General features: G+C 67.1%; 23 protein-coding genes and 5 pseudogenes. 10 read left to right on the top strand and 18 right to left on the bottom strand.

Annotation, left to right across the window (positions count from 1 at the left end; genetic code table 11):
• Nucleotide 1: 1 nt before the first annotated feature.
• The 3 genes and pseudogenes from ACWD3E_RS07105 to ACWD3E_RS07095 form a co-directional block, all read left to right on the top strand.
• Nucleotides 2–163, top strand: a pseudogene (locus tag ACWD3E_RS07105) (IS701 family transposase); the annotation flags it as partial.
• A 214-nt stretch (nucleotides 164–377) separates the two neighbouring features.
• Nucleotides 378–701: pseudogene (locus ACWD3E_RS07100) on the top strand (LysE family translocator); the annotation flags it as partial.
• Nucleotides 702–762: 61 nt separating this feature from the next.
• Entirely contained in the window at nucleotides 763–1,014 is a 252-nt protein-coding gene (locus ACWD3E_RS07095; protein ID WP_451386537.1) for a LysE family transporter, read from the top strand.
• On the opposite strand, the gene ACWD3E_RS07090 is transcribed toward ACWD3E_RS07095, so the two are convergent.
• The 7 genes and pseudogenes from ACWD3E_RS07090 to ACWD3E_RS07060 all read right to left on the bottom strand — a co-directional run bounded on the left by ACWD3E_RS07090 (nucleotide 974) and on the right by ACWD3E_RS07060 (nucleotide 5,023).
• Entirely contained in the window at nucleotides 974–1,276 is a 303-nt protein-coding gene (locus ACWD3E_RS07090) for a hypothetical protein (RefSeq protein ID WP_451386536.1), read from the bottom strand. The two genes, ACWD3E_RS07095 and ACWD3E_RS07090, sit on opposite strands and share 41 nt — an antisense overlap.
• A 300-nt stretch (nucleotides 1,277–1,576) precedes the next feature.
• Nucleotides 1,577–2,365 carry an SDR family oxidoreductase gene (locus ACWD3E_RS07085; RefSeq protein ID WP_451386535.1) on the bottom strand — a complete coding sequence of 263 codons (789 nt, stop codon included), beginning with the start codon at nucleotides 2,363–2,365 and terminating at the stop codon, nucleotides 1,577–1,579.
• 86 nt (nucleotides 2,366–2,451) lie between these two features.
• The gene (locus ACWD3E_RS07080) at nucleotides 2,452–3,027 is read right to left on the bottom strand and encodes a TetR/AcrR family transcriptional regulator (protein ID WP_451386534.1); all 576 of its coding nucleotides are present in this window, start codon (nucleotides 3,025–3,027) and stop codon (nucleotides 2,452–2,454) included.
• A 64-nt stretch (nucleotides 3,028–3,091) separates the two neighbouring features.
• Nucleotides 3,092–3,418 carry a hypothetical protein gene (locus ACWD3E_RS07075; RefSeq protein WP_451386533.1) on the bottom strand — a complete coding sequence of 109 codons (327 nt, stop codon included), beginning with the start codon at nucleotides 3,416–3,418 and terminating at the stop codon, nucleotides 3,092–3,094.
• Nucleotides 3,415–3,735 (bottom strand): VOC family protein, encoded by a 321-nt coding sequence (locus ACWD3E_RS07070; protein ID WP_451386532.1) that lies wholly within the window; start codon nucleotides 3,733–3,735, stop codon nucleotides 3,415–3,417. Before ACWD3E_RS07070 ends, ACWD3E_RS07075 begins: the two co-directional genes overlap by 4 nt.
• 148 nt (nucleotides 3,736–3,883) lie before the next feature.
• Nucleotides 3,884–4,549: pseudogene (locus tag ACWD3E_RS07065) on the bottom strand (transposase family protein).
• 246 nt (nucleotides 4,550–4,795) lie between these two features.
• A complete protein-coding gene (locus ACWD3E_RS07060; protein WP_451386531.1) occupies nucleotides 4,796–5,023 on the bottom strand; it encodes a LuxR C-terminal-related transcriptional regulator in 228 nt (75 codons plus the stop codon).
• A gap of 216 nt (nucleotides 5,024–5,239) precedes the next feature.
• On the opposite strand from ACWD3E_RS07060, the gene aac(6') reads away from it, so the two are divergent.
• A complete protein-coding gene (aac(6'), locus tag ACWD3E_RS07055; RefSeq protein WP_451387103.1) occupies nucleotides 5,240–5,713 on the top strand; it encodes an aminoglycoside 6'-N-acetyltransferase in 474 nt (157 codons plus the stop codon).
• A 277-nt stretch (nucleotides 5,714–5,990) separates the two neighbouring features.
• Here aac(6') and ACWD3E_RS07050 read toward each other — a convergent pair whose 3' ends face one another.
• Complete coding sequence (locus ACWD3E_RS07050; RefSeq protein WP_451386530.1) at nucleotides 5,991–6,401, bottom strand: helicase-related protein; 411 nt, start codon at nucleotides 6,399–6,401, stop codon at nucleotides 5,991–5,993.
• A gap of 377 nt (nucleotides 6,402–6,778) precedes the next feature.
• Between ACWD3E_RS07050 and ACWD3E_RS07045 the strand changes: the two genes are divergently transcribed.
• The 3 genes from ACWD3E_RS07045 (at nucleotide 6,779) to ACWD3E_RS07035 (ending at nucleotide 8,403) form a co-directional block, all read left to right on the top strand.
• The gene (locus ACWD3E_RS07045; protein WP_451386529.1) at nucleotides 6,779–7,321 is read left to right on the top strand and encodes a DUF4232 domain-containing protein; all 543 of its coding nucleotides are present in this window, start codon (nucleotides 6,779–6,781) and stop codon (nucleotides 7,319–7,321) included.
• A gap of 55 nt (nucleotides 7,322–7,376) precedes the next feature.
• Nucleotides 7,377–7,577: a hypothetical protein gene (locus ACWD3E_RS07040; protein ID WP_451386528.1), complete on the top strand. Its 201-nt coding sequence runs from the start codon at nucleotides 7,377–7,379 to the stop codon at nucleotides 7,575–7,577.
• Nucleotides 7,578–8,052: 475 nt separating this feature from the next.
• Nucleotides 8,053–8,403 (top strand): hypothetical protein, encoded by a 351-nt coding sequence (locus ACWD3E_RS07035; protein WP_451386527.1) that lies wholly within the window; start codon nucleotides 8,053–8,055, stop codon nucleotides 8,401–8,403.
• 483 nt (nucleotides 8,404–8,886) lie between these two features.
• On the opposite strand, the gene ACWD3E_RS07030 is transcribed toward ACWD3E_RS07035, so the two are convergent.
• The 6 genes and pseudogenes from ACWD3E_RS07030 to ACWD3E_RS07005 form a co-directional block, all read right to left on the bottom strand.
• Nucleotides 8,887–9,519, bottom strand: coding sequence for a M15 family metallopeptidase (locus ACWD3E_RS07030; RefSeq protein WP_451386526.1), 633 nt, complete (start codon nucleotides 9,517–9,519; stop codon nucleotides 8,887–8,889).
• Nucleotides 9,520–9,592: 73 nt separating this feature from the next.
• On the bottom strand, nucleotides 9,593–9,931 hold the full coding sequence (locus ACWD3E_RS07025; RefSeq protein ID WP_451386525.1) for a transposase: 339 nt from the start codon (nucleotides 9,929–9,931) through the stop codon (nucleotides 9,593–9,595).
• Nucleotides 9,928–10,179 (bottom strand): hypothetical protein, encoded by a 252-nt coding sequence (locus ACWD3E_RS07020; protein ID WP_451386524.1) that lies wholly within the window; start codon nucleotides 10,177–10,179, stop codon nucleotides 9,928–9,930. Before ACWD3E_RS07020 ends, ACWD3E_RS07025 begins: the two co-directional genes overlap by 4 nt.
• Nucleotides 10,180–10,241: 62 nt before the next feature.
• A pseudogene (locus ACWD3E_RS07015) lies at nucleotides 10,242–10,286 on the bottom strand (hypothetical protein); the annotation flags it as partial.
• A complete protein-coding gene (locus tag ACWD3E_RS07010) occupies nucleotides 10,274–10,426 on the bottom strand; it encodes a hypothetical protein (protein ID WP_451386523.1) in 153 nt (50 codons plus the stop codon). The pseudogene ACWD3E_RS07015 and the gene ACWD3E_RS07010, both read right to left, overlap by 13 nt.
• Nucleotides 10,427–10,751: 325 nt before the next feature.
• On the bottom strand, nucleotides 10,752–11,081 hold the full coding sequence (locus tag ACWD3E_RS07005; RefSeq protein ID WP_451386522.1) for an HflX-like GTP-binding protein: 330 nt from the start codon (nucleotides 11,079–11,081) through the stop codon (nucleotides 10,752–10,754).
• A gap of 683 nt (nucleotides 11,082–11,764) precedes the next feature.
• On the opposite strand from ACWD3E_RS07005, the gene ACWD3E_RS07000 reads away from it, so the two are divergent.
• Nucleotides 11,765–12,418 (top strand): LysE family translocator, encoded by a 654-nt coding sequence (locus ACWD3E_RS07000; RefSeq protein ID WP_451386521.1) that lies wholly within the window; start codon nucleotides 11,765–11,767, stop codon nucleotides 12,416–12,418.
• Between the two features lie 363 nt (nucleotides 12,419–12,781).
• Nucleotides 12,782–12,971 (top strand): annotated as a pseudogene (locus ACWD3E_RS06995) (transposase); the annotation flags it as partial.
• Between the two features lie 465 nt (nucleotides 12,972–13,436).
• Here ACWD3E_RS06995 and ACWD3E_RS06990 read toward each other — a convergent pair.
• The 4 genes from ACWD3E_RS06990 to ACWD3E_RS06975 all read right to left on the bottom strand — a co-directional run bounded on the left by ACWD3E_RS06990 (nucleotide 13,437) and on the right by ACWD3E_RS06975 (nucleotide 15,095).
• A complete protein-coding gene (locus ACWD3E_RS06990; protein WP_451386520.1) occupies nucleotides 13,437–13,736 on the bottom strand; it encodes a hypothetical protein in 300 nt (99 codons plus the stop codon).
• A 28-nt stretch (nucleotides 13,737–13,764) separates the two neighbouring features.
• Complete coding sequence (locus ACWD3E_RS06985; RefSeq protein WP_451386519.1) at nucleotides 13,765–14,190, bottom strand: hypothetical protein; 426 nt, start codon at nucleotides 14,188–14,190, stop codon at nucleotides 13,765–13,767.
• Nucleotides 14,187–14,468 (bottom strand): zeta toxin family protein, encoded by a 282-nt coding sequence (locus ACWD3E_RS06980; RefSeq protein WP_451386518.1) that lies wholly within the window; start codon nucleotides 14,466–14,468, stop codon nucleotides 14,187–14,189. The genes ACWD3E_RS06985 and ACWD3E_RS06980 overlap by 4 nt, the downstream gene beginning before the upstream one ends.
• A 153-nt stretch (nucleotides 14,469–14,621) precedes the next feature.
• Nucleotides 14,622–15,095: a hypothetical protein gene (locus ACWD3E_RS06975; RefSeq protein WP_451386517.1), complete on the bottom strand. Its 474-nt coding sequence runs from the start codon at nucleotides 15,093–15,095 to the stop codon at nucleotides 14,622–14,624.
• Between the two features lie 303 nt (nucleotides 15,096–15,398).
• Between ACWD3E_RS06975 and ACWD3E_RS06970 the strand changes: the two genes are divergently transcribed.
• A complete protein-coding gene (locus ACWD3E_RS06970) occupies nucleotides 15,399–15,911 on the top strand; it encodes a hypothetical protein (protein ID WP_451386516.1) in 513 nt (170 codons plus the stop codon).
• The last annotated feature ends 81 nt before the right edge of the window (nucleotides 15,912–15,992 follow it).

Below are 15,992 nucleotides of genomic sequence, written 5' to 3'. Positions count from 1 at the left end.
GATGAGCCGGATAGAGGACCGCTTCGCATGGGTCGAGCCCCGGCTTCGGGCGCGGCAGTTGGTGCTCGGGCTCCTGGCGGACCTGTCGCGCAAGAACTGCTGGACAATCGCCGAACCCATTGGGGACACCAGCCCGGACGGACTGCAGCACCTGCTCGGCCGGGGAGTGGCGTTAACGCTCCGAATCCGTTCAGGCACGGATTTCGTGAAGGCGATCACGTGGCCCCCACGTCGCAACCGAGATGCCGGGCAATCGCGGGCGTTGGGATGCGGACCACTGCCGCGAGATGCCAAGTACGGTGGCGTGAGTGACGGTTGCCGTCTCGTAGTCCGAAACTGAGGTGTCGCTCCTGGGCGAAGCGACGACGATCAGGTTCATGGTCGACTGGAGTCTGTACACCGCTTTCCTCGTCGCGGCCTTGACGTTGTGCGTCGCACCCGGGCCGGACACGATGTTCATCGTGGCCATGGGAGGCCGTGGCGGGCCTAAGGCGGGGGCACTGGCGGCGCTGGGCGTCGCCTGCGGTGCCCTCGTCCACGTCTTCGCCGCGATGCTAGGCCTTTCCGCGTTGTTCCTCTCGTTCCCGACCCTGTACTACGCAGTGCGTTGGATCGGTGCCGCCTATCTGCTCTTCCTCGCTGTCAAGGCGCTTCGCGACCGCTCGCCCCTCGGTGATGACCCGCACAGAGCGGACTCGTCGGGTGTCAGCCGCTGGCGGGCCTTCGGCCATGGCATGCTCACGAACCTTTTGAAACCCGAAGGTGATCTTGTTCAATGTGGCGTTCCTGCCGCAGTTCGTCAGCCCTGCGCTGGGACATGTGCCGCTGCAGTTCCTCACCCTGGGTCTGACCATGGTGCTCATCGGGCTCGCCGTCGACATGACCGTCGGGCTGCTCGCGGGACACCTCGCCGCCCTTCTGCGACGCAGCAACCGCGTAGCGCGGGGCCTGAACATCTGCAGCGGCACCGTCTTCACCGGGCTTGCTGTCCGGTTGATCGCCGTGCCGAAGTAGCTGGGATTCTGCTGGCGGCGATCAAGAGGAGTCGCTTTCGGAGGAGGGGTGACTTCGCTCGGCCGAACATGCCGCGCTTGAAGGCTTTGAGGTCGTCGACGCGGCCCTCGACCGGGCCGGATGACCAGTCGGTGCTCATGCCGTAGACGACGGCGTCGAGGTCGGGGTTCACACCTGCGGCGAAGCCGGCCAGGCCGCTCTGCTGGTTCGCGCAGACGTCGGCGATCCAGTGTCGCAGCTCCTCTCCTTCGCGGTTGGTCATGATGGCCGCTAAGGTGCGGACGTGGCCGGCGGCTGCCGTGAGTTCGGGTGAGCGGGCGAGCAGTGCCCTGAGCTGCTACTGGCGGTCGCATCGGGGCGTGACCTGGTGCCCTCCGCTCGAGCGGAGGTGCCTTCGGCTGCAACGCCTCCACCTTCGCCGGCACCACCTCCAGGCCGAAGCAGGCGTCCAACTCCTGATATGTCAGCGGGCCTTGACCGAGCCGTCGGCGGTCGGGGTTCTTGACCTCGAAGTCGACAGAACCCGACCGACTACGCCGATCGGCCCCGCGTTCGTGACCTGTCAGGCGTTCTTGAGGGTGCCGCCGTCGATGACGTGGTCGGCGCCGTGGATGTTGGCGGCACGGTCGGACAGCAGGAAGGCGACCAGGTCCGCCACTTCCTCGGGTTCGGTGAGGCGTCCCGAGGCGATGCCGAACTGCCCGGGCAGAGCCGCGAGCAGGTCGCTGTGGCCCACCCCGGACACGGCGGCCACCTTGCCGCCGAGACGGTCCGGGTCGGTCCACTGCGGACTGGCCGTGGGGCCCGGGGAGACGGTGTTCACACGGACACCGCGCGGCGCCAACTCCTCGCTGAGTCGCTTCCCGAACTGGGTCAGCGCGGCCTTGGCTTCCGCGTAGCCGACCGGCGCGCCAGTGGGCATGCGGGCATTGATCGAGGAGATGTTCACGATCGCGCCCTTGCGTTCCAGGATGCTCGGCAACGCCGCCTTGGTGGTCCACACCGCGCTGAACAGGTTGAGGTCGAAGATCCCCTGCCACTGCTCGTCGTCGACGTCCAGAAATCCGTCGAGGGACAGATTTTCCGGGTCGCCCGCGCCGACGTTGTTGACGAGGAAGTCGATACCGCCGACCGTGGCGAGCGCCTGGTCGACGATCGACCGCGCCCCGTCGCGGGTGCTCAGGTCGACGGACACGGCCGCGGCGGCGATCTTCTCCAACTCGGGGGTGATGGTTCGGGCGGCACCCACCACCCGGACACCCTCCGCGGCCAGGGTCTGAGCGATCGCGAGGCCGATTCCGCGACTCGCGCCGGTGACTAGAGCGGTCTTTCCACTGATGCCGAGGTCCATGATCTCTCCTTCTTGGATGACAGATTCTTGAACTGAAGGTCTAAAATCAGGGCGCAAAAAAGCGCTGTCGCCCGAGGTGCCGTGTCTCAGAGGCCTGCCAGGGCCGTGTCGATGATCCGGTACAGGACTGGCCGGTCGAACGTCTTGGTCATGACCCGCAGCCCCGCGAGGGTGGTCTGGAGCAACAGGGCCTGCGCCCTGGCGTCGACGTCCCGGTCGACATCGCCGTCCCGCTGCCCTTGCTCGATGCGGGCGGCGAATAGCTCGATCATGCGCTCCTCGATGCGGTGCACCGCGCGGGTGGCTTCCTCGTCCTGCCCGCCGAGCTCCTCGACCGTGTTCTGGGCCAGGCATCCGCGACGGACCGGCCCGTCCAGGTCCATGTCCACGAGCAGCACGAAGTACGCGTGGATGCGCTCCTTGGCGGTGCCCGGTCGGGAGAGGAACTCCTCGGTCACCCTCGAGCCGACTCGGCCGTAGAGGTCCAACGCCTTGGCGAACAACTCACGCTTGGAACCGAAGGAGTGGTACAGGCTGCCCTTTCCCACTCCGGTCGCCTTGGCGAGGTCGGCAGGGGAGGTGGCGGAGTAGCCCTTGGTCCAGAACATCTCCATCGCCTGCGCGATGACCACGTCCGGTTCGAAACTCTTAGGTCTACCCATGTCGCCTACCGTAGTGAGTATTTGACCCCCGAGTCAAATACTCACTACGGGCTGACGCCGCGGGTCAGCGAGGTCGCTCTTCGGCCACCCGATGCGCACCCGCTGCCTGGTACGCGACTTCGAACGCCCACCAGCACTGGAGCGCCTCCACCTTCGCCACACCGGCACCACCGACTTCGGCTTCGCCGCGTCCAGCGGGCGGGTCGGGCCGCACCTGCTGCTCACCGCCATCCGGCAGGTCCTGGGATGCCTCGGGGGCGGCCACGTTGTCACTGCCCAGGGCCAGCATTTCGTCGACGCGTGAGCGGGCGATGACCCACTGAGCGTTTTCCAACCTCAATCTGATCAGGTCAGGCGCAGTGCAGCACACCGCACAGTTGGAGAAACTCACCGAGTGGGCGCCTCGGCGAGCGACAGGCTGTTCCCGTCGGGGTCCAGCACGGCGACGTGGCGCACGCCGTTGCTGTAGGTCTCGACCGGTTCGTGGTCGATTCCGTGTGCGGCGAGTCGGGCCAGGATGTCGTCGAGGTCGTTCACGCCGAGCGTGATCATGGCTCCGCCTACTCGCTCAGCGCGCATGTCCCGATCGTCAACGACAACCCATGCGTTCTCACCAAGCTGCCACAGGTATTCCTCGCCGATGATCTCGTCCGCTGGGCGCCCGAAGAACGCCTCGAACCACTCCAGTGCCTTGATCCGGTCACTCACGCACATGATGCTGTACAGGTCCACTTGGATCACTCCTCGCAGTCGTTTCGGAAGTTGGACCACTCCTGTGACCAAAACTCATCGGAGGAAGGTAGCCCGGTTCTCCACAAGGAAGTTGAAGGCAGGCGCCGTTGGAGTCGCCGCACCCTCACTGAACCTTTCCAACCTGCGCGGAGTGCAGGGTGAGGAGGGCCTGGACGAGGCTCGTGAAGCGGGTGGTCGAGCAGCGCAGTTACGCAGGAGCCGCCAGGACTTGAGGGTGGCGATGGCCTGTTCGACGGGGGCCCGGATCGTGGCGTGGGAACGATTGACCGCCTGCTGGCCTGTGACCAGGGTCTCCCACCAGCCCCAGTAGGGGACACGGCCCGTGCCGCCGACTCCGCGGTATCCCGTGGCGGCCCAGCAGGGGTCGGCGATGACCTGCACGTTCATCCGGTGTTTCTTGTGCTTGCCGGGATAGTAGGGCTGGTTGGCGGGCGATCCGGTCGATCGGCAGAAGGGTGCCCTCCAGTAGGACGTACGCCTTCGTCGAGGCTGCCCAGGCCGCCTCGGCCAGGGTCGGGGTGAGTGAGGCCAGGAGCTCGACGGCTTCGGTGATGCAGCGGTAGGCGGTGGTGGTGCCGATACCGAACCCGGCCGCGAGCTGGGCGTAGGGGTGGCCGTTGCGAAGGTGGGAGAGGGCGAGCAGGGCCTGCCGGCCCGCGCTCAGGCGCCGCCAGCGGGTGCCGAGCACGTGGCGATGCTCCCGCAGGCCAACGGTGAGGAAGCGCAAAGCAGAGCTGGACAGGTCCAGTCCGGACGGGTAAACGAGCACACGAGGCCTCGGTGGAGGCGTTTCTTCTTGGTCGAAAACCCATCTACCAGGGGCCTCACCACGCTGTCATCCCAACTACCGCGTCACTCAGTCAGGTTGGAAAAGACCGGCCTACCGACTGCGCTGAGGGGAACCACTGAAACGGAGAACCGACCCGCAACTCCGCGGCCGGCCAAGCCCTCGCCGAATGCGGGCAGGGACGACGATCGCTCATGTGGTTCGGTTGCCGTCCTGTTCGGCTTCGAGTCAACCCTGCCGTGCCGCCTGGAAGCCCAACTGCATGCGATTCCGCACCTTCGCGCCGTTCATCAGGTGCCGGACCCGGCGCTGCACCGTCCGAAGGGAGCTGTTCAGTCGGCCGGCGATCGCTTTGTCGGTGAGGCCGGTCAGCGACAGGCTGAGGATGTGTGCATCCAGATCATCGATGGCGGGCGCGTTCTGCAAGGCGCCTGCAGAGGTGACACGCTGCGTCACTTTCTCCCATTCGGACTCGAACAGTGCTATCAATGCGTCGAGCAGGCCGCTCGCGTGTACGAGCAGGGCGCTCGCCCTTGCGGTATGAGCCGAACCGAGGAGGCCGGCGCGAATCCGGCCGTCGCCGTGAGGACTGCCGCCGTGGTTACGACGTGGTCGGCTATTGAGTGCGTCGGGTTTCTGAGGCTGCCGCCACTTCCCAGGGATAATGGGGACATGGAGTTGCGCGGGGACGAGGTCGTACTGCGGTCAGTGGCAGGTGGCGAGGGTGAGATCCTCGACAGGATCGTCCGAGAGCCGGAAGTCGCGGCGTGGTGGTCGCCCCCGGAAGACTACGAGGGCATGCTCGCCGTCGTTTTCGAGGGTGAAGTCATCGGAGCGGTCCAGTTCGAGGAGGAGACGGACCCCGAGTTCCGCCATGCTGGCATCGATATCTTCCTGACGGCGCGGCAGCATGGGAAAGGGCTCGGGACGGACGCTGTGCGTACGCTGGCCCGGTGGCTGGTGCGGGAACGCGGCCATCACCGGCTGACCATCGATCCCGCCGCGGCCAACGCCGCCGCGATCCGCAGTTACGGCAAGGTCGGGTTCAAGCCCGTAGGGATCATGCGGGCGTACTGGCGTGATCACCGGACGGGGGCCTGGCAGGACGGGCTGCTGATGGACCTGCTCGCAGATGACCTGGTCTGACGTGGTTGGCGCAGCGCGCATCCGGCGTGACGGACGGGGGCCGCAGTGCCGGAGCAAGTCTGTCAGTGTCCGAGACGAGAGGGCGATACAGCGACTGAGGCCCCGAACCGCGCTGTTGCGCCGGCCGGGGCCTCATAACGGCAGCGAGCCAGGTGTCAACCCTTGAGTTTCTGCGAGTCTGCCAGTTCCGGCTCCTCCGCCACAGCCTGGTCCTCGTCCCCAGCGTCAGAATTTCAGCAGGGCCCGTGCTGGCAGGGACAGTCCACGGTCGCTTCGGTCACTTCCGGCTCCCTCGGCCTCCTGCGCGGCTCTGTACACCCGTGGAGCGGCTCTGGGCCTGGGGATGGGCGAGTGCCTCCACCACACGGGTATCGCGCGCCATGAGGGCCTCGAGCAGCTTCGACAGTCCGTCGTAGGCGCGGCTGGTGAGCACGTTGTCGGGTGTCTTGCCGGGCCCGAGCAGGACGGGCACCACGAGTGAGGCGGTCTTGCCGTCGCCGGGTTGGATGCGTAGGGCGCGGCCGACGGCTTGGACGAGGTCGGGCATGGAGCCGCGGACGTCGGCGAAGTAGACGCTGTCGCAGTTTTTGGTGTCGACGCCCTCGCCCAGGACGCGTACGGATCCGAGGAACGCCTTCTCCACGACCGTGCCGTCCGTCGTGATCCCGTCCGCGAACTCTGTGAGCACGAGCCGGCGGTGGTCGGCGCGGTGCTCTCCGCACAGCGAATCGGCCCAGATGGCGCGCGGGTACAGCCCGGGGTCGGTCGGGTGCAGCTGCGCGGCTACGTCCGTGCCTGCGCACCCAGGAGCTCGGCGGCCTGGAGGGTCGAAGACGACTCCCTCCTCGCCACCTGGCCTTCTCGCTGATCGAGCATGGCCGGCACGCCCGACAGCATCCTGTGCGACGCCCTGACTGCCCGGGTCCCTCCACGTCCTGGGAGCCTGGCTGGCGGGAAAAGGTTCTCCGGCACCCCGAACGTTCCCCAGACATTTCGCGTCTTCAGGTGCGTAGGCGCGCACTGACCTCGCGCACCGATTCGTATTCGAGGGGAACGCGAAACTTCATGAAGAGCAAACTGACCGCCGTGGCCCTTGCGGCCGTCGTCGTCGCCGGCACCGCCGCTACCGCTATCCCGGCCTCGGCCGCCCCCGCCAAGCCCCAGCCGGCCCGCTGCCACACCGCCGACCTGAAGGCCGGCTTCGCCATGGGGGATGACGCGAAGCCGGAGATGGAGCAGTCCGAGAAGCAGACCCAGGCGTACATCTGGTTCACCAACCAGAGCAAGCGCACCTGCACCCTGTCCGGCTTCGCCGGTGTCGACATGATCGGCGCTCAGAAGACCGACGGCACCTGGTCGCTGGTGCGCTCCTCCAAGAAGCCCGCAAAGATGATCCTGGAGCATGGGGACACGGTGGACTTCAGCATCAACCTGCTCCCGGTGGCCGGGTCCACGCCGCAGAAGGAGAAGTTCGTTCCGGCGAAGTTCCTGGTCACCCCGCCGAACGAGACGGAGCACTTCACCCTGAAGTGGCCGTTCGGCGGCCAGATCCTCAAGCAGGACGGCGCCACCCACCCGGCCACCTACCTCAACCCGGTCGGACTGTAACCAACTGGACATCCTCGTCTGTGCCTGAACCGTTTCCGGAGAAGGCAAGCGCGCCATGAGCGACACAGCGGTCCCCACTGACCGACTGGCCCGCCGCCTCCCGACCGGGAGGGGGCGGGCGCATCGGGCCTCGGACCTTGCCTTCTGGCCCGACGGCAAACTCCTCGCGGTGGTGCATGCCAGCGGCTGGGTCGGCCTGTGGGACAGCAACGTCCGCCACAGCCTCGCCCGCATGCCCAGCAGCACCGTGCGATGACCACGGGTGCCAGCCTGTTCCGCGCCGATGCCCTGCACTCACCCGGCGCTACGGCCGCAACGCTCAGGTCATCTGCCTGGCCTGCCGGGCGGCCGAGGACGCGAGGGCGATCGGTCCTGCTGGCTGACCGCCGCTGTCACCCAGCTGCTGGAACAGCACCTTCCCCGAACGCAGCAACGTCCCCGGGCGCCATGTCGTCGCGGAGGGCTGGTACCACGTAGGTATTCCTCGGCGGTGGTATGCGCCCTCGCGCTGGACTATTTGAGACGGCAACCGTCGAATTGCGTCCACTCGACGTCAAAGCCCAAAAGGGCCTGTAGAGCGCTGCGGTGTGTGGCACCTGCCCACACCTCGAACCCGCCGTCTTCCCCAGCGTCGGAGACATGCATAACGAGTCCCGGGGCGACTTAGAAGCGGGTGGGAGCCCCGGCCAGAAGGGCCGCAGAGGGACCGGCTGAAGCGGAACAGTGAGCTGGTGCACCTGGTTGACGGAGAGCCCGAGGGCGAGCGCGGTGTAGTCGGCGCTCATGGCGGCCTCGTAGAGGGAGAACTGGATGAGGAAGCCGCTGAGCGGCTCCTCTTCAGCGACCGGCACGTCATCGAACTCGCGGAACCAGACGGTCGGATCGCACACCGGATCGTCGAGGGTCCACAGAAGACCCCAGAAGAAGCTTCCCTGGTTTTCGACACCGAAGACAAGCAGCTCCCCGAGAGGGTCGGTGTGCAGCTCGTGCTCCGGCATGATGTGGTTCTGGCATCCGAGCACGCCCGGCCGTTCCTCCGCCAGCCGGTACAGCTGCTGCAGGCTGCCCGGGAGAGGCCGTGACGGTGCCGGCGCGGCTGATTGGCGCTGGGGCTGACCGGTGGCCGGATACCAACCGGTGACGAACTGCTCCAGCGCCGCGGCCCGGTCCTCGTTGACGTGCTGGAGCCACCGCAGGTCCGGCAGGTCTGGGGCCGGACGCAGCGGGCGGACCCGGTCCAGGACTGACCTGCTCAGGAGCGTGTCAGGCCGCAGCAGGCAGCTCGTCAGCACATGCTCGGCACAGCCAGGCGCCAGCTCCGATCCCGCCTGACCGACGCGGCCAGTGCGCCGGCGCCGGGCCGACCAGACGGACCTCGTCGGCGTTCCATACGCAACTCCGGTCCGACGCATCGCCCGTCCCCGTGGTGATCACATTCCCCGACGGGCCCATCACGACGGTCGCACCCCCGAAGGTGAAGCGTTCTCCGGCGGCCGAACCTCCCACGAGCGCGTCGATCTGCTTGGCCTGAACAGTTGGGTCAACGCAGCTACGGTTCGAGGTGGTCAGGCTGGTCCGTAGATGGCACTGCCAGCCTTGCTGATCAGCGCCCAGTAACGGTCGCCGTAAGACCAGTGCCACCACTCGGTGGGGTAGTTGACGAAGCCGGCGTCGTTCATGGCTCGGGCCAGGGTGTCACGATTGCGACGTGCTTGGTCTGATAGCCCTGAGGCGTCCAGCGGACAGTACTTCTCGTCTCCGGTGCGGTGGCCGTTCACAGCACCGCCCATGTCCAGCTCGACGTCATCGGCATCAACGAGCGTCAGATCGAGGGCCGCGCCGGCACAGTGGGGCGCCACCTCGACCGGGGAGACGAAGGCGCTGGCCTGGCGCCGCAGATCGACGGGGTCGGTGATGCCGGAGCGGCGTAGACGGTCCTCGTAGAGGGCAAATCGCCGCGCCTGCTCGGTGCTGCTGCGATGCCCTTCTATGACGAGGAACCTGACGCCGCCGGGAAGCATCTCCGATGCCCAGCGCAAACGCTCAAGCACGCCGATACGGACCCGGCCGTATGCCCCTGCCTCGTCTCGCTCCCGGGGGTCCAACTCAATCACCGGGACCGAGGCGATCTCTGCGAGAGGTTCTCCGCAGTCCTGCACCGGGATATTGAGCACCTTGGGATCACTCAGCAAGATCATGGATCCTGAGCCTAACGACCTTGGGGGCAATTGAGTTGAGGGCAGGCGGCCCTGGGGGGGGCTGATGGGTGATTCAGCAGGCCGTCGCGCGCGCGGGCGCCAGGGCGGTGCTGGCCCGTAGCCGGGTCGGTCGGTTTGCGGAGCGGTCGGACATGAGGCCGACGATCGCTGCATGGGTTTCGGCGTAGGTGTCGCGGCGTCCGGTGGAGCGTTGGAGCAGGCGCCACTTCTTCAGCTCGGAGTTGGTGTGTTCGATACAGATCCCGGCTGAGGGCTGCCGTCGTTTCGCCTCGCGCCAGGCCCGCTTCTCGCCGGCGCAGGTGTCGTCGGCGGGCTTCTTCGGCGGGGCGGAGACTTGATCGGGGAACTCGTTCGCAAGGCCCCGGTAGCCGTCGTCGACCTCGGCCGTCACGTCGGGGTGCTGACGGACTGCTCGGCGATGTCCTCGCTGCGCACACAGGTCTGGTCGTGCATCCGGCCCGGCCGGACGGTCCCGGACAGCAAGATGCGGCCCTGCCGGTCGCTGAAGCGGACTTGGACCTCAGTCCCGTCGATCCGCAGGTCGACGCCCTCGGCTCCGGCGTAGGCGGACAGATCCTCCAGGGTACGGATCCGCAGCCCGGGCCGGCCGGGAATGGCGAACACACGCTCAGCGAGCAATGCCCGTACTCCCGCACGGCGGTGGAGACGGTGGAGCGGTCCACCGAGTACAGCTCGGCCAACGCCGCGTGGGGCAGCTGATGGCGCAGGCAGATCAGGGTGAGCAACAGCCGGTCATGAAGGCCAGTTTCGGTTTGCGCCCGGCTCCGGCCGCCTGGCGGCGTTCGCCCTTGCGGCGCTCGGCGCGGTCGGACTCCCGGGATGCCTCCGGCCTGGAAAGCAGGTCTTCAGCCATGTCGATGCCCACGGGGGCTCGCGGGCCCATCAGCGTCAGTCCAGAACAGATGCCAGGGCTGACCCGGCGGCACAGCAGGTGGATCGAGCAGTTGCGCTCGACGCTGGCCGCAGTTGGTCTCGATCGACGCGTTACCTGATCCAGAGATGCCCGCCCCGTGGGTGGTCGGTTTCGATGAGGCCTCCTGTTGTCGGGCCTCCCGTTCCGTCCGCGCGGCTTCCTGCCGCTGCCGCATCGCCTCGTGCTTGTCCTGATCGGCGATCGACATCCGCGAGGTCCACCACCGCCCGCCGCAACTCCCGCTGCTCACCGTCCACCGCGCGCTTCGAGTGGGCACTCAGTCTGCAGCGAGGATGTCGGAAAGACTCACAGCAGGGCGGCCGAGTATTGCTGTCAGCGCGCGGCGTTGGCGCTCGGTCAAAGAGGCAACGAAGATCACTGCGTCAGCGTTGGCCTGCTCGCAGGCCGCAGCTACCTCACGGATCTTTCCGTACCTCAGCAGAGTCCGCGAGGAATAGGGCAGGCCCATCTTCTGGACTCCGCCGTCCGAGACGCCCCGTCGCTGCACGATCTGCCCGACGACGTGAGCGCCGCGTGCTACCAGTTCTTCGTCTGCCGACGCCATGAGCGTTGCGAAGTCCTTCTCCTTTGCGGAGAAGTAGCCCACCAGCACTACGTCAGCCCCCACGACGTTGAGCCGCGGAGCCTGGTGCCGGGCCGACTCCGGTGGCACACGGCGAGCCAGGCGTCGGTCGCGCCTTCGGGGCTGATGCATGCACCACAGGCTAGATGCTTGGTGAGCTGCAGCGACACGTGTTTTCTCGCTGACCGAGGTTGGCGATCAAGATCAGAGCCACTCGCTAATGACGGCGATGGTGACAGTGAGCCTTTTCCAACCTGAAGTTGCTGGTCAGCGGGCTGGTGTGGGGTTTGGGTGGAATGCTCGCGCTGGTCGGGGGTGTGATCGCCAGCAGGTGATTGTCCGTCGTGTGGCCGGTTCATCGGAATTGCATCGCTGACAGGCGACCGCCTCGTACGCTCCGCGCGGGAGGAAGAGCTGATGGCGGATGTGCTGGTGTGGGTGATGCATCGGCGAGTGGTGCTGGTGGACCGTGCCGAACGCCTGCGCAAGGAACTTGCCGGCATCGATGCCTTCCCGAGCGCCCAGCGCTGAGTGACAAGGACCTCCGCTGACCGGTTGTGCCAAGCCGGAGACAACCGAGGGAGCGCTTGAGGTGCGGCCGACTCCCAGGGGCGAAGTGCCGAGCGAGCAGCGGCATCAGTCCTGCTGATGCGCAGTGAAGCAGACCGAATTGGACGTGATCGCGGCCGCGGCTTCAGGATGGCCGCATGACCGTTTCCTCTGCAATCGCCTCCTTCGCCGTAGTGGCAGGCATGATGACCATCATGCCGGGACTGGACACCGCTCTGGTGCTACGCTCCGCCATCACCCTGGGCAGGCGCCGGGCCTTCGCGACGGCGCTGGGGATCCTCTGCGGCGTGCTCGTGTGGGGCGTGGCCGCCGCGGTCGGCGCCGCGGCGGTGCTCACGGCATCCCATCTGCTGTACGACGCGCTGCGCGTGGCCGGTGCCGGGTACCTGGCGTGGCTGGGGATCGGCATGCTTCGCCGGACGCTCAAGGAGCGCGGCCGATCCGTGTCGGGGGATACGGCGGACGGAGCGGGAGCCGCGACCGCGGAGGCGACATGGGGACGGTCCTGGGCGCGCGGGCTGGGCACCAGCCTGCTGAACCCGAAGAACGGCGTCTTCTACATGGCGATGCTGCCCCAGTTCATCCCCAGCGGCCCCCCGCATCTGCTGATGGGGGTCGTCCTGGCGACCGTGCATGACCTGGAGGGGCTGGTCTGGTTCAGCGCGCTGATATTCGGCACCCAGCTCGTCCGCCGGTGGCTGAACCGCGGCTCGGTGCAGCGGGTCATCGACGCGATCACCGGCTCGGTACTCGTCGGCTTCGGCATCAAGCTGGCACTCGGGGACAACTGACCACTGAGACCGACCGGCAGGAACGGCTGACAGCTGCCGAGTGGACCGACTTTGCCCAGGGCCGGGCGATCGCCAGCAGGAGATCGTTTGACGTGCGGGTAGTTCGGCCGAATCCAGGCGCCAGGCCGCCGACGGGTGTGCCGCACGATCCGAAGGGGCAGCACAGCAGGGCCGCGACCACCACGTGCGTCGGCAACGTGGTCAGCGCCCAGACTGCCCGCTGTTGCAGGCTCGGGTCAGTGACTGCGGTGGTCACATCCTGCTCTGCGGCGATCGTGGCTCCCTTGCGTAGTCGGTGGTCGATGGTGCCGGAGACTGCCGAGACGGGCAGCTGCAGTGGCAACGAGTCACCAACCCAGGCCGCTGATCGACTCCTCCCACGTCCGGGCCGCCCGCAGGGGCCCAAAAGCGGTCCCAGCCCGGTCGACCGCGCATGGCCGGGCAGCAAGCACCACGTCATCACCGACGCCCAGGGCATCCCGCTCGCGGTGTCGCTGACCGGCGGCAACAGCAACACGTCACTCAGCTGCTGCCTCTGCTCGACAAGATTCCTTGGATTGCCGTGAGCGTACGGGACTTCGAACAGAGTTTGGGAAGACGCCGTGCGAGGCCTCGCACGCACCTGAGGGTGACGCTACCGATACGGAGCGCGATAGACTAATCAACCAAATGCAGCACTCTGGGACATAGTGCTGGTTTCCAGGACGGCGGACTTATTTTCTGTCACGAAGCACGCCTGAAATGGTCGCAATGCGAGAGCTCGCGCGCGTCAGCCACAGAGAAGGCGCCGAAAGATGACCTGGTTCCGGCACTGGTTCGGCGTAGCACAACCGCAAACGCTTAACCGTGCGATCACAAGCGACCTGCCACGCTCAGCTCCCCGCCAGCGATGAGGGTGGCCGCCAAGGGGGCGGCCGGCCAGCGGAGCCGTGCGGCTCTTCCGCCCAGTACGCCCACGTTCTCTCGGTGCCCACGGTGCCGATCCTGTCACCGTGAGCAGCCGCAGGCGCGCCGGAGATCACGCTGTGTCGAAGTCCGACCGGGGCCGGACATCCACGACGAAGTCCGCATCCTTTAGGTCGCCCGCTTCGTCGTGCCAGAGGAAGACCCGTACGTGCATCGCGTGGTGGAGGCCGGCCCGCTCCCACTCGGTCATCAGGTCGGCGACGATGCGGCCGATGGCGTGCTTGGCACCCTCGGCCGTGTCGGGGGCGGGGATCGCACCGTGCCACTGTTCGGGGTCGCTGCCGTAGGGGCGCCAGCCCTCGGACCCATGCGGCTCGAACACCCGGTACGCCCAGTCCGTATTGGTGTTCATAACACCGATCGTGTCACTGCAGGGAGCGTCATGCGCGCATCGGATGCAGCCCCGCCGTCCAGGGTGACGACAGCACCGGCCGGTAGGGCTGATCCAGCTGCTTGAAGCACAGCCCCTCCCCTCTCGCCAGGGCAGCGGCGGTGGTCGACGGGCACAGCGTCAGCGGCGCCTCCAGGCCGTGGTCGGTGAAGATAGCCTGAAGCGCCGCCCCCGCCGCTCGTACGGCCAGCCGGTCAGGTCCGCGCCCGCAGGGAAGCAGGTCGAAGATCACGTAGTGCGCCGGCCACTGGAGTGCTGCCTGGGCCGTAGCGGCCCGGCGCCGGGCGAGACGCTGCTGCAGCCGCTCGAACGCCAGCTGGTCCCACTCCCTTACCACCAGCTCGCCGTCCAGCCCGGTATCCGCCGGCAGCTGCGCGAGAGCCGCCGTCCGGATCTCAGGGAACGACGCCGTCATGTCCGTCCCCTGCCTGGAGCGCAGCAGCACCCGGCCGCCGGGTGCACGGCGAGCTGAGCACGGTAGCCATCCTTCACCAGATTCTTGGCGAGGAGGGCGGTGTAGTGGGGGTGGACGCTCTTGTAGGTGTCGCGATCCGCCCGCACCGTCCCGCCTCGTTGCTGGAGCGCGGCGTGCACCAGGTCGACCACCAGCGTCTTGACGCTGCCTGGCTGCCCGGCGACGAACACCGCCACCGGACGCGCCGGACGGCGCGGCGAACTCACGTACTCCTCCACGCACCGACTTCCTCACCGCAGGCGATGACGTCGAGGACGATGGGGCGGCTCACGGATGCGGCTGGCGGCGTCCGTCTGTTTCTTTCGATGTACGGCGACTCGTGGCGGAATCCGGCGCCTGTTGGTGGCCGGGGGATTCCGCAGCGGCAGGGTTCAGGCCGTGTTGGTCACGACGGTGACCTGCCGGCCGACGGGGACGGACAGGACGGCGGTTCCCTCGTTGTCGACGACCAGGGTGAAACCGTCGATGACGGCCCGACGGGCAGTGCCGTCGTCCTTGATCTCAACGGTTCCGCTGGTGAGCACGGCGGTGTCGAGGTATTGGATCGGCCGGGCCATGCCGCGGACGCCCCAGGGCTTGCCGGGGTTGGGGGTGCCGATCAGGTGGGCCCACTGTGCCGAGGGGACGCCGGGGAAGGTGACGCGGTTCTCGTCGTCGCGGTGGGGCGGGGCGGTGACGTCAAATGCGCTGACGACGGTGTTCTCGAAGATGCCGAGCACGGCGTCGCCGTAGTCGGCGATGGCCCTGTCACTGATGTTGTACCACTCGCCCAAGGTGGCCTGTTCTGCGGTGAGCTGGCCGCTCAGGACCTGGGGCCAGGTGGTGGGGACGTGTACGAGGATCATGTGCCAAGCTCCCCTGTGCGATGAATAGCGATTCATCGCCTATGAATCGCGGAACAAATATGGCAGGCATCTCGACTGGGCGCCACTTGGTTGCGGAGACCGGCCAGATCCGCGGTCCGAAGCAGTGCCCGATGGGCCCCGGCGATGTCTCCTACTGCGCCGCCGGCACGCGAGAACACTGGGTCGGCGGTCCTGCGGACCCGAGGCCGCACCAGTGTGAGACGGAGTTCTTCAGATGGCCCGCGAGCGGTTGATGAGCGGCATATCGTGTTCAGGCACGACATCTGAATCACGGGGGCGGACATGACAACAGGTGCGCAAGAGGCGGAGATGCGCGTTGCGGTCTATCCCGATCCAGCGTCGCCTGCGGATCTGGTGCGGCGGATCGAGCACATCGCACTGGCTCAAGGTTTCGACTTGGGCGAGGTGCGGACTCGCTCAGGATGGGACGCCGGCGCCGAGGTGAGCACCGATCGGGGATCGGTCGTTGTTTTCCCTTGCGCGGAGGATTCCTTCTGCGTACGGATCCTCCGCCACCGTGGCTTCGCGTCCTCGGAGGGGTGGACGAACGACCTCGTCGCTGCGGTGGGGGTCGCGAATCTGTGGCACCGGGGCGGCAGTCTGCGGGAGCTGCATGACCGCTTTCCGTTCATGAGCTGGAGCGAGCTGGCGGAAGCGTTCGAGGATGGTGACCCTGCTCCCGCGAAGTGGCGTGAGCTGCTTTCCAGCGAGTGGCACCTGCGTGATCGACCGTTCCTTCAGGCGGCCCACGCACACCCTCAACTGCGGAGGTTCTGGCCTGAGCTTGACGTTTAACCTCGTAGGTCACCCGACCTACTGATCTGCGGTTCTTCCCGAGACAGCGGAGACGGCCGTTCTCCACGCTTCGAGATGTCG

This window comes from Streptomyces sp. NPDC002676, assembly GCF_053592455.1.
This window is presented reverse-complemented; position numbering and strand designations above follow the sequence as displayed.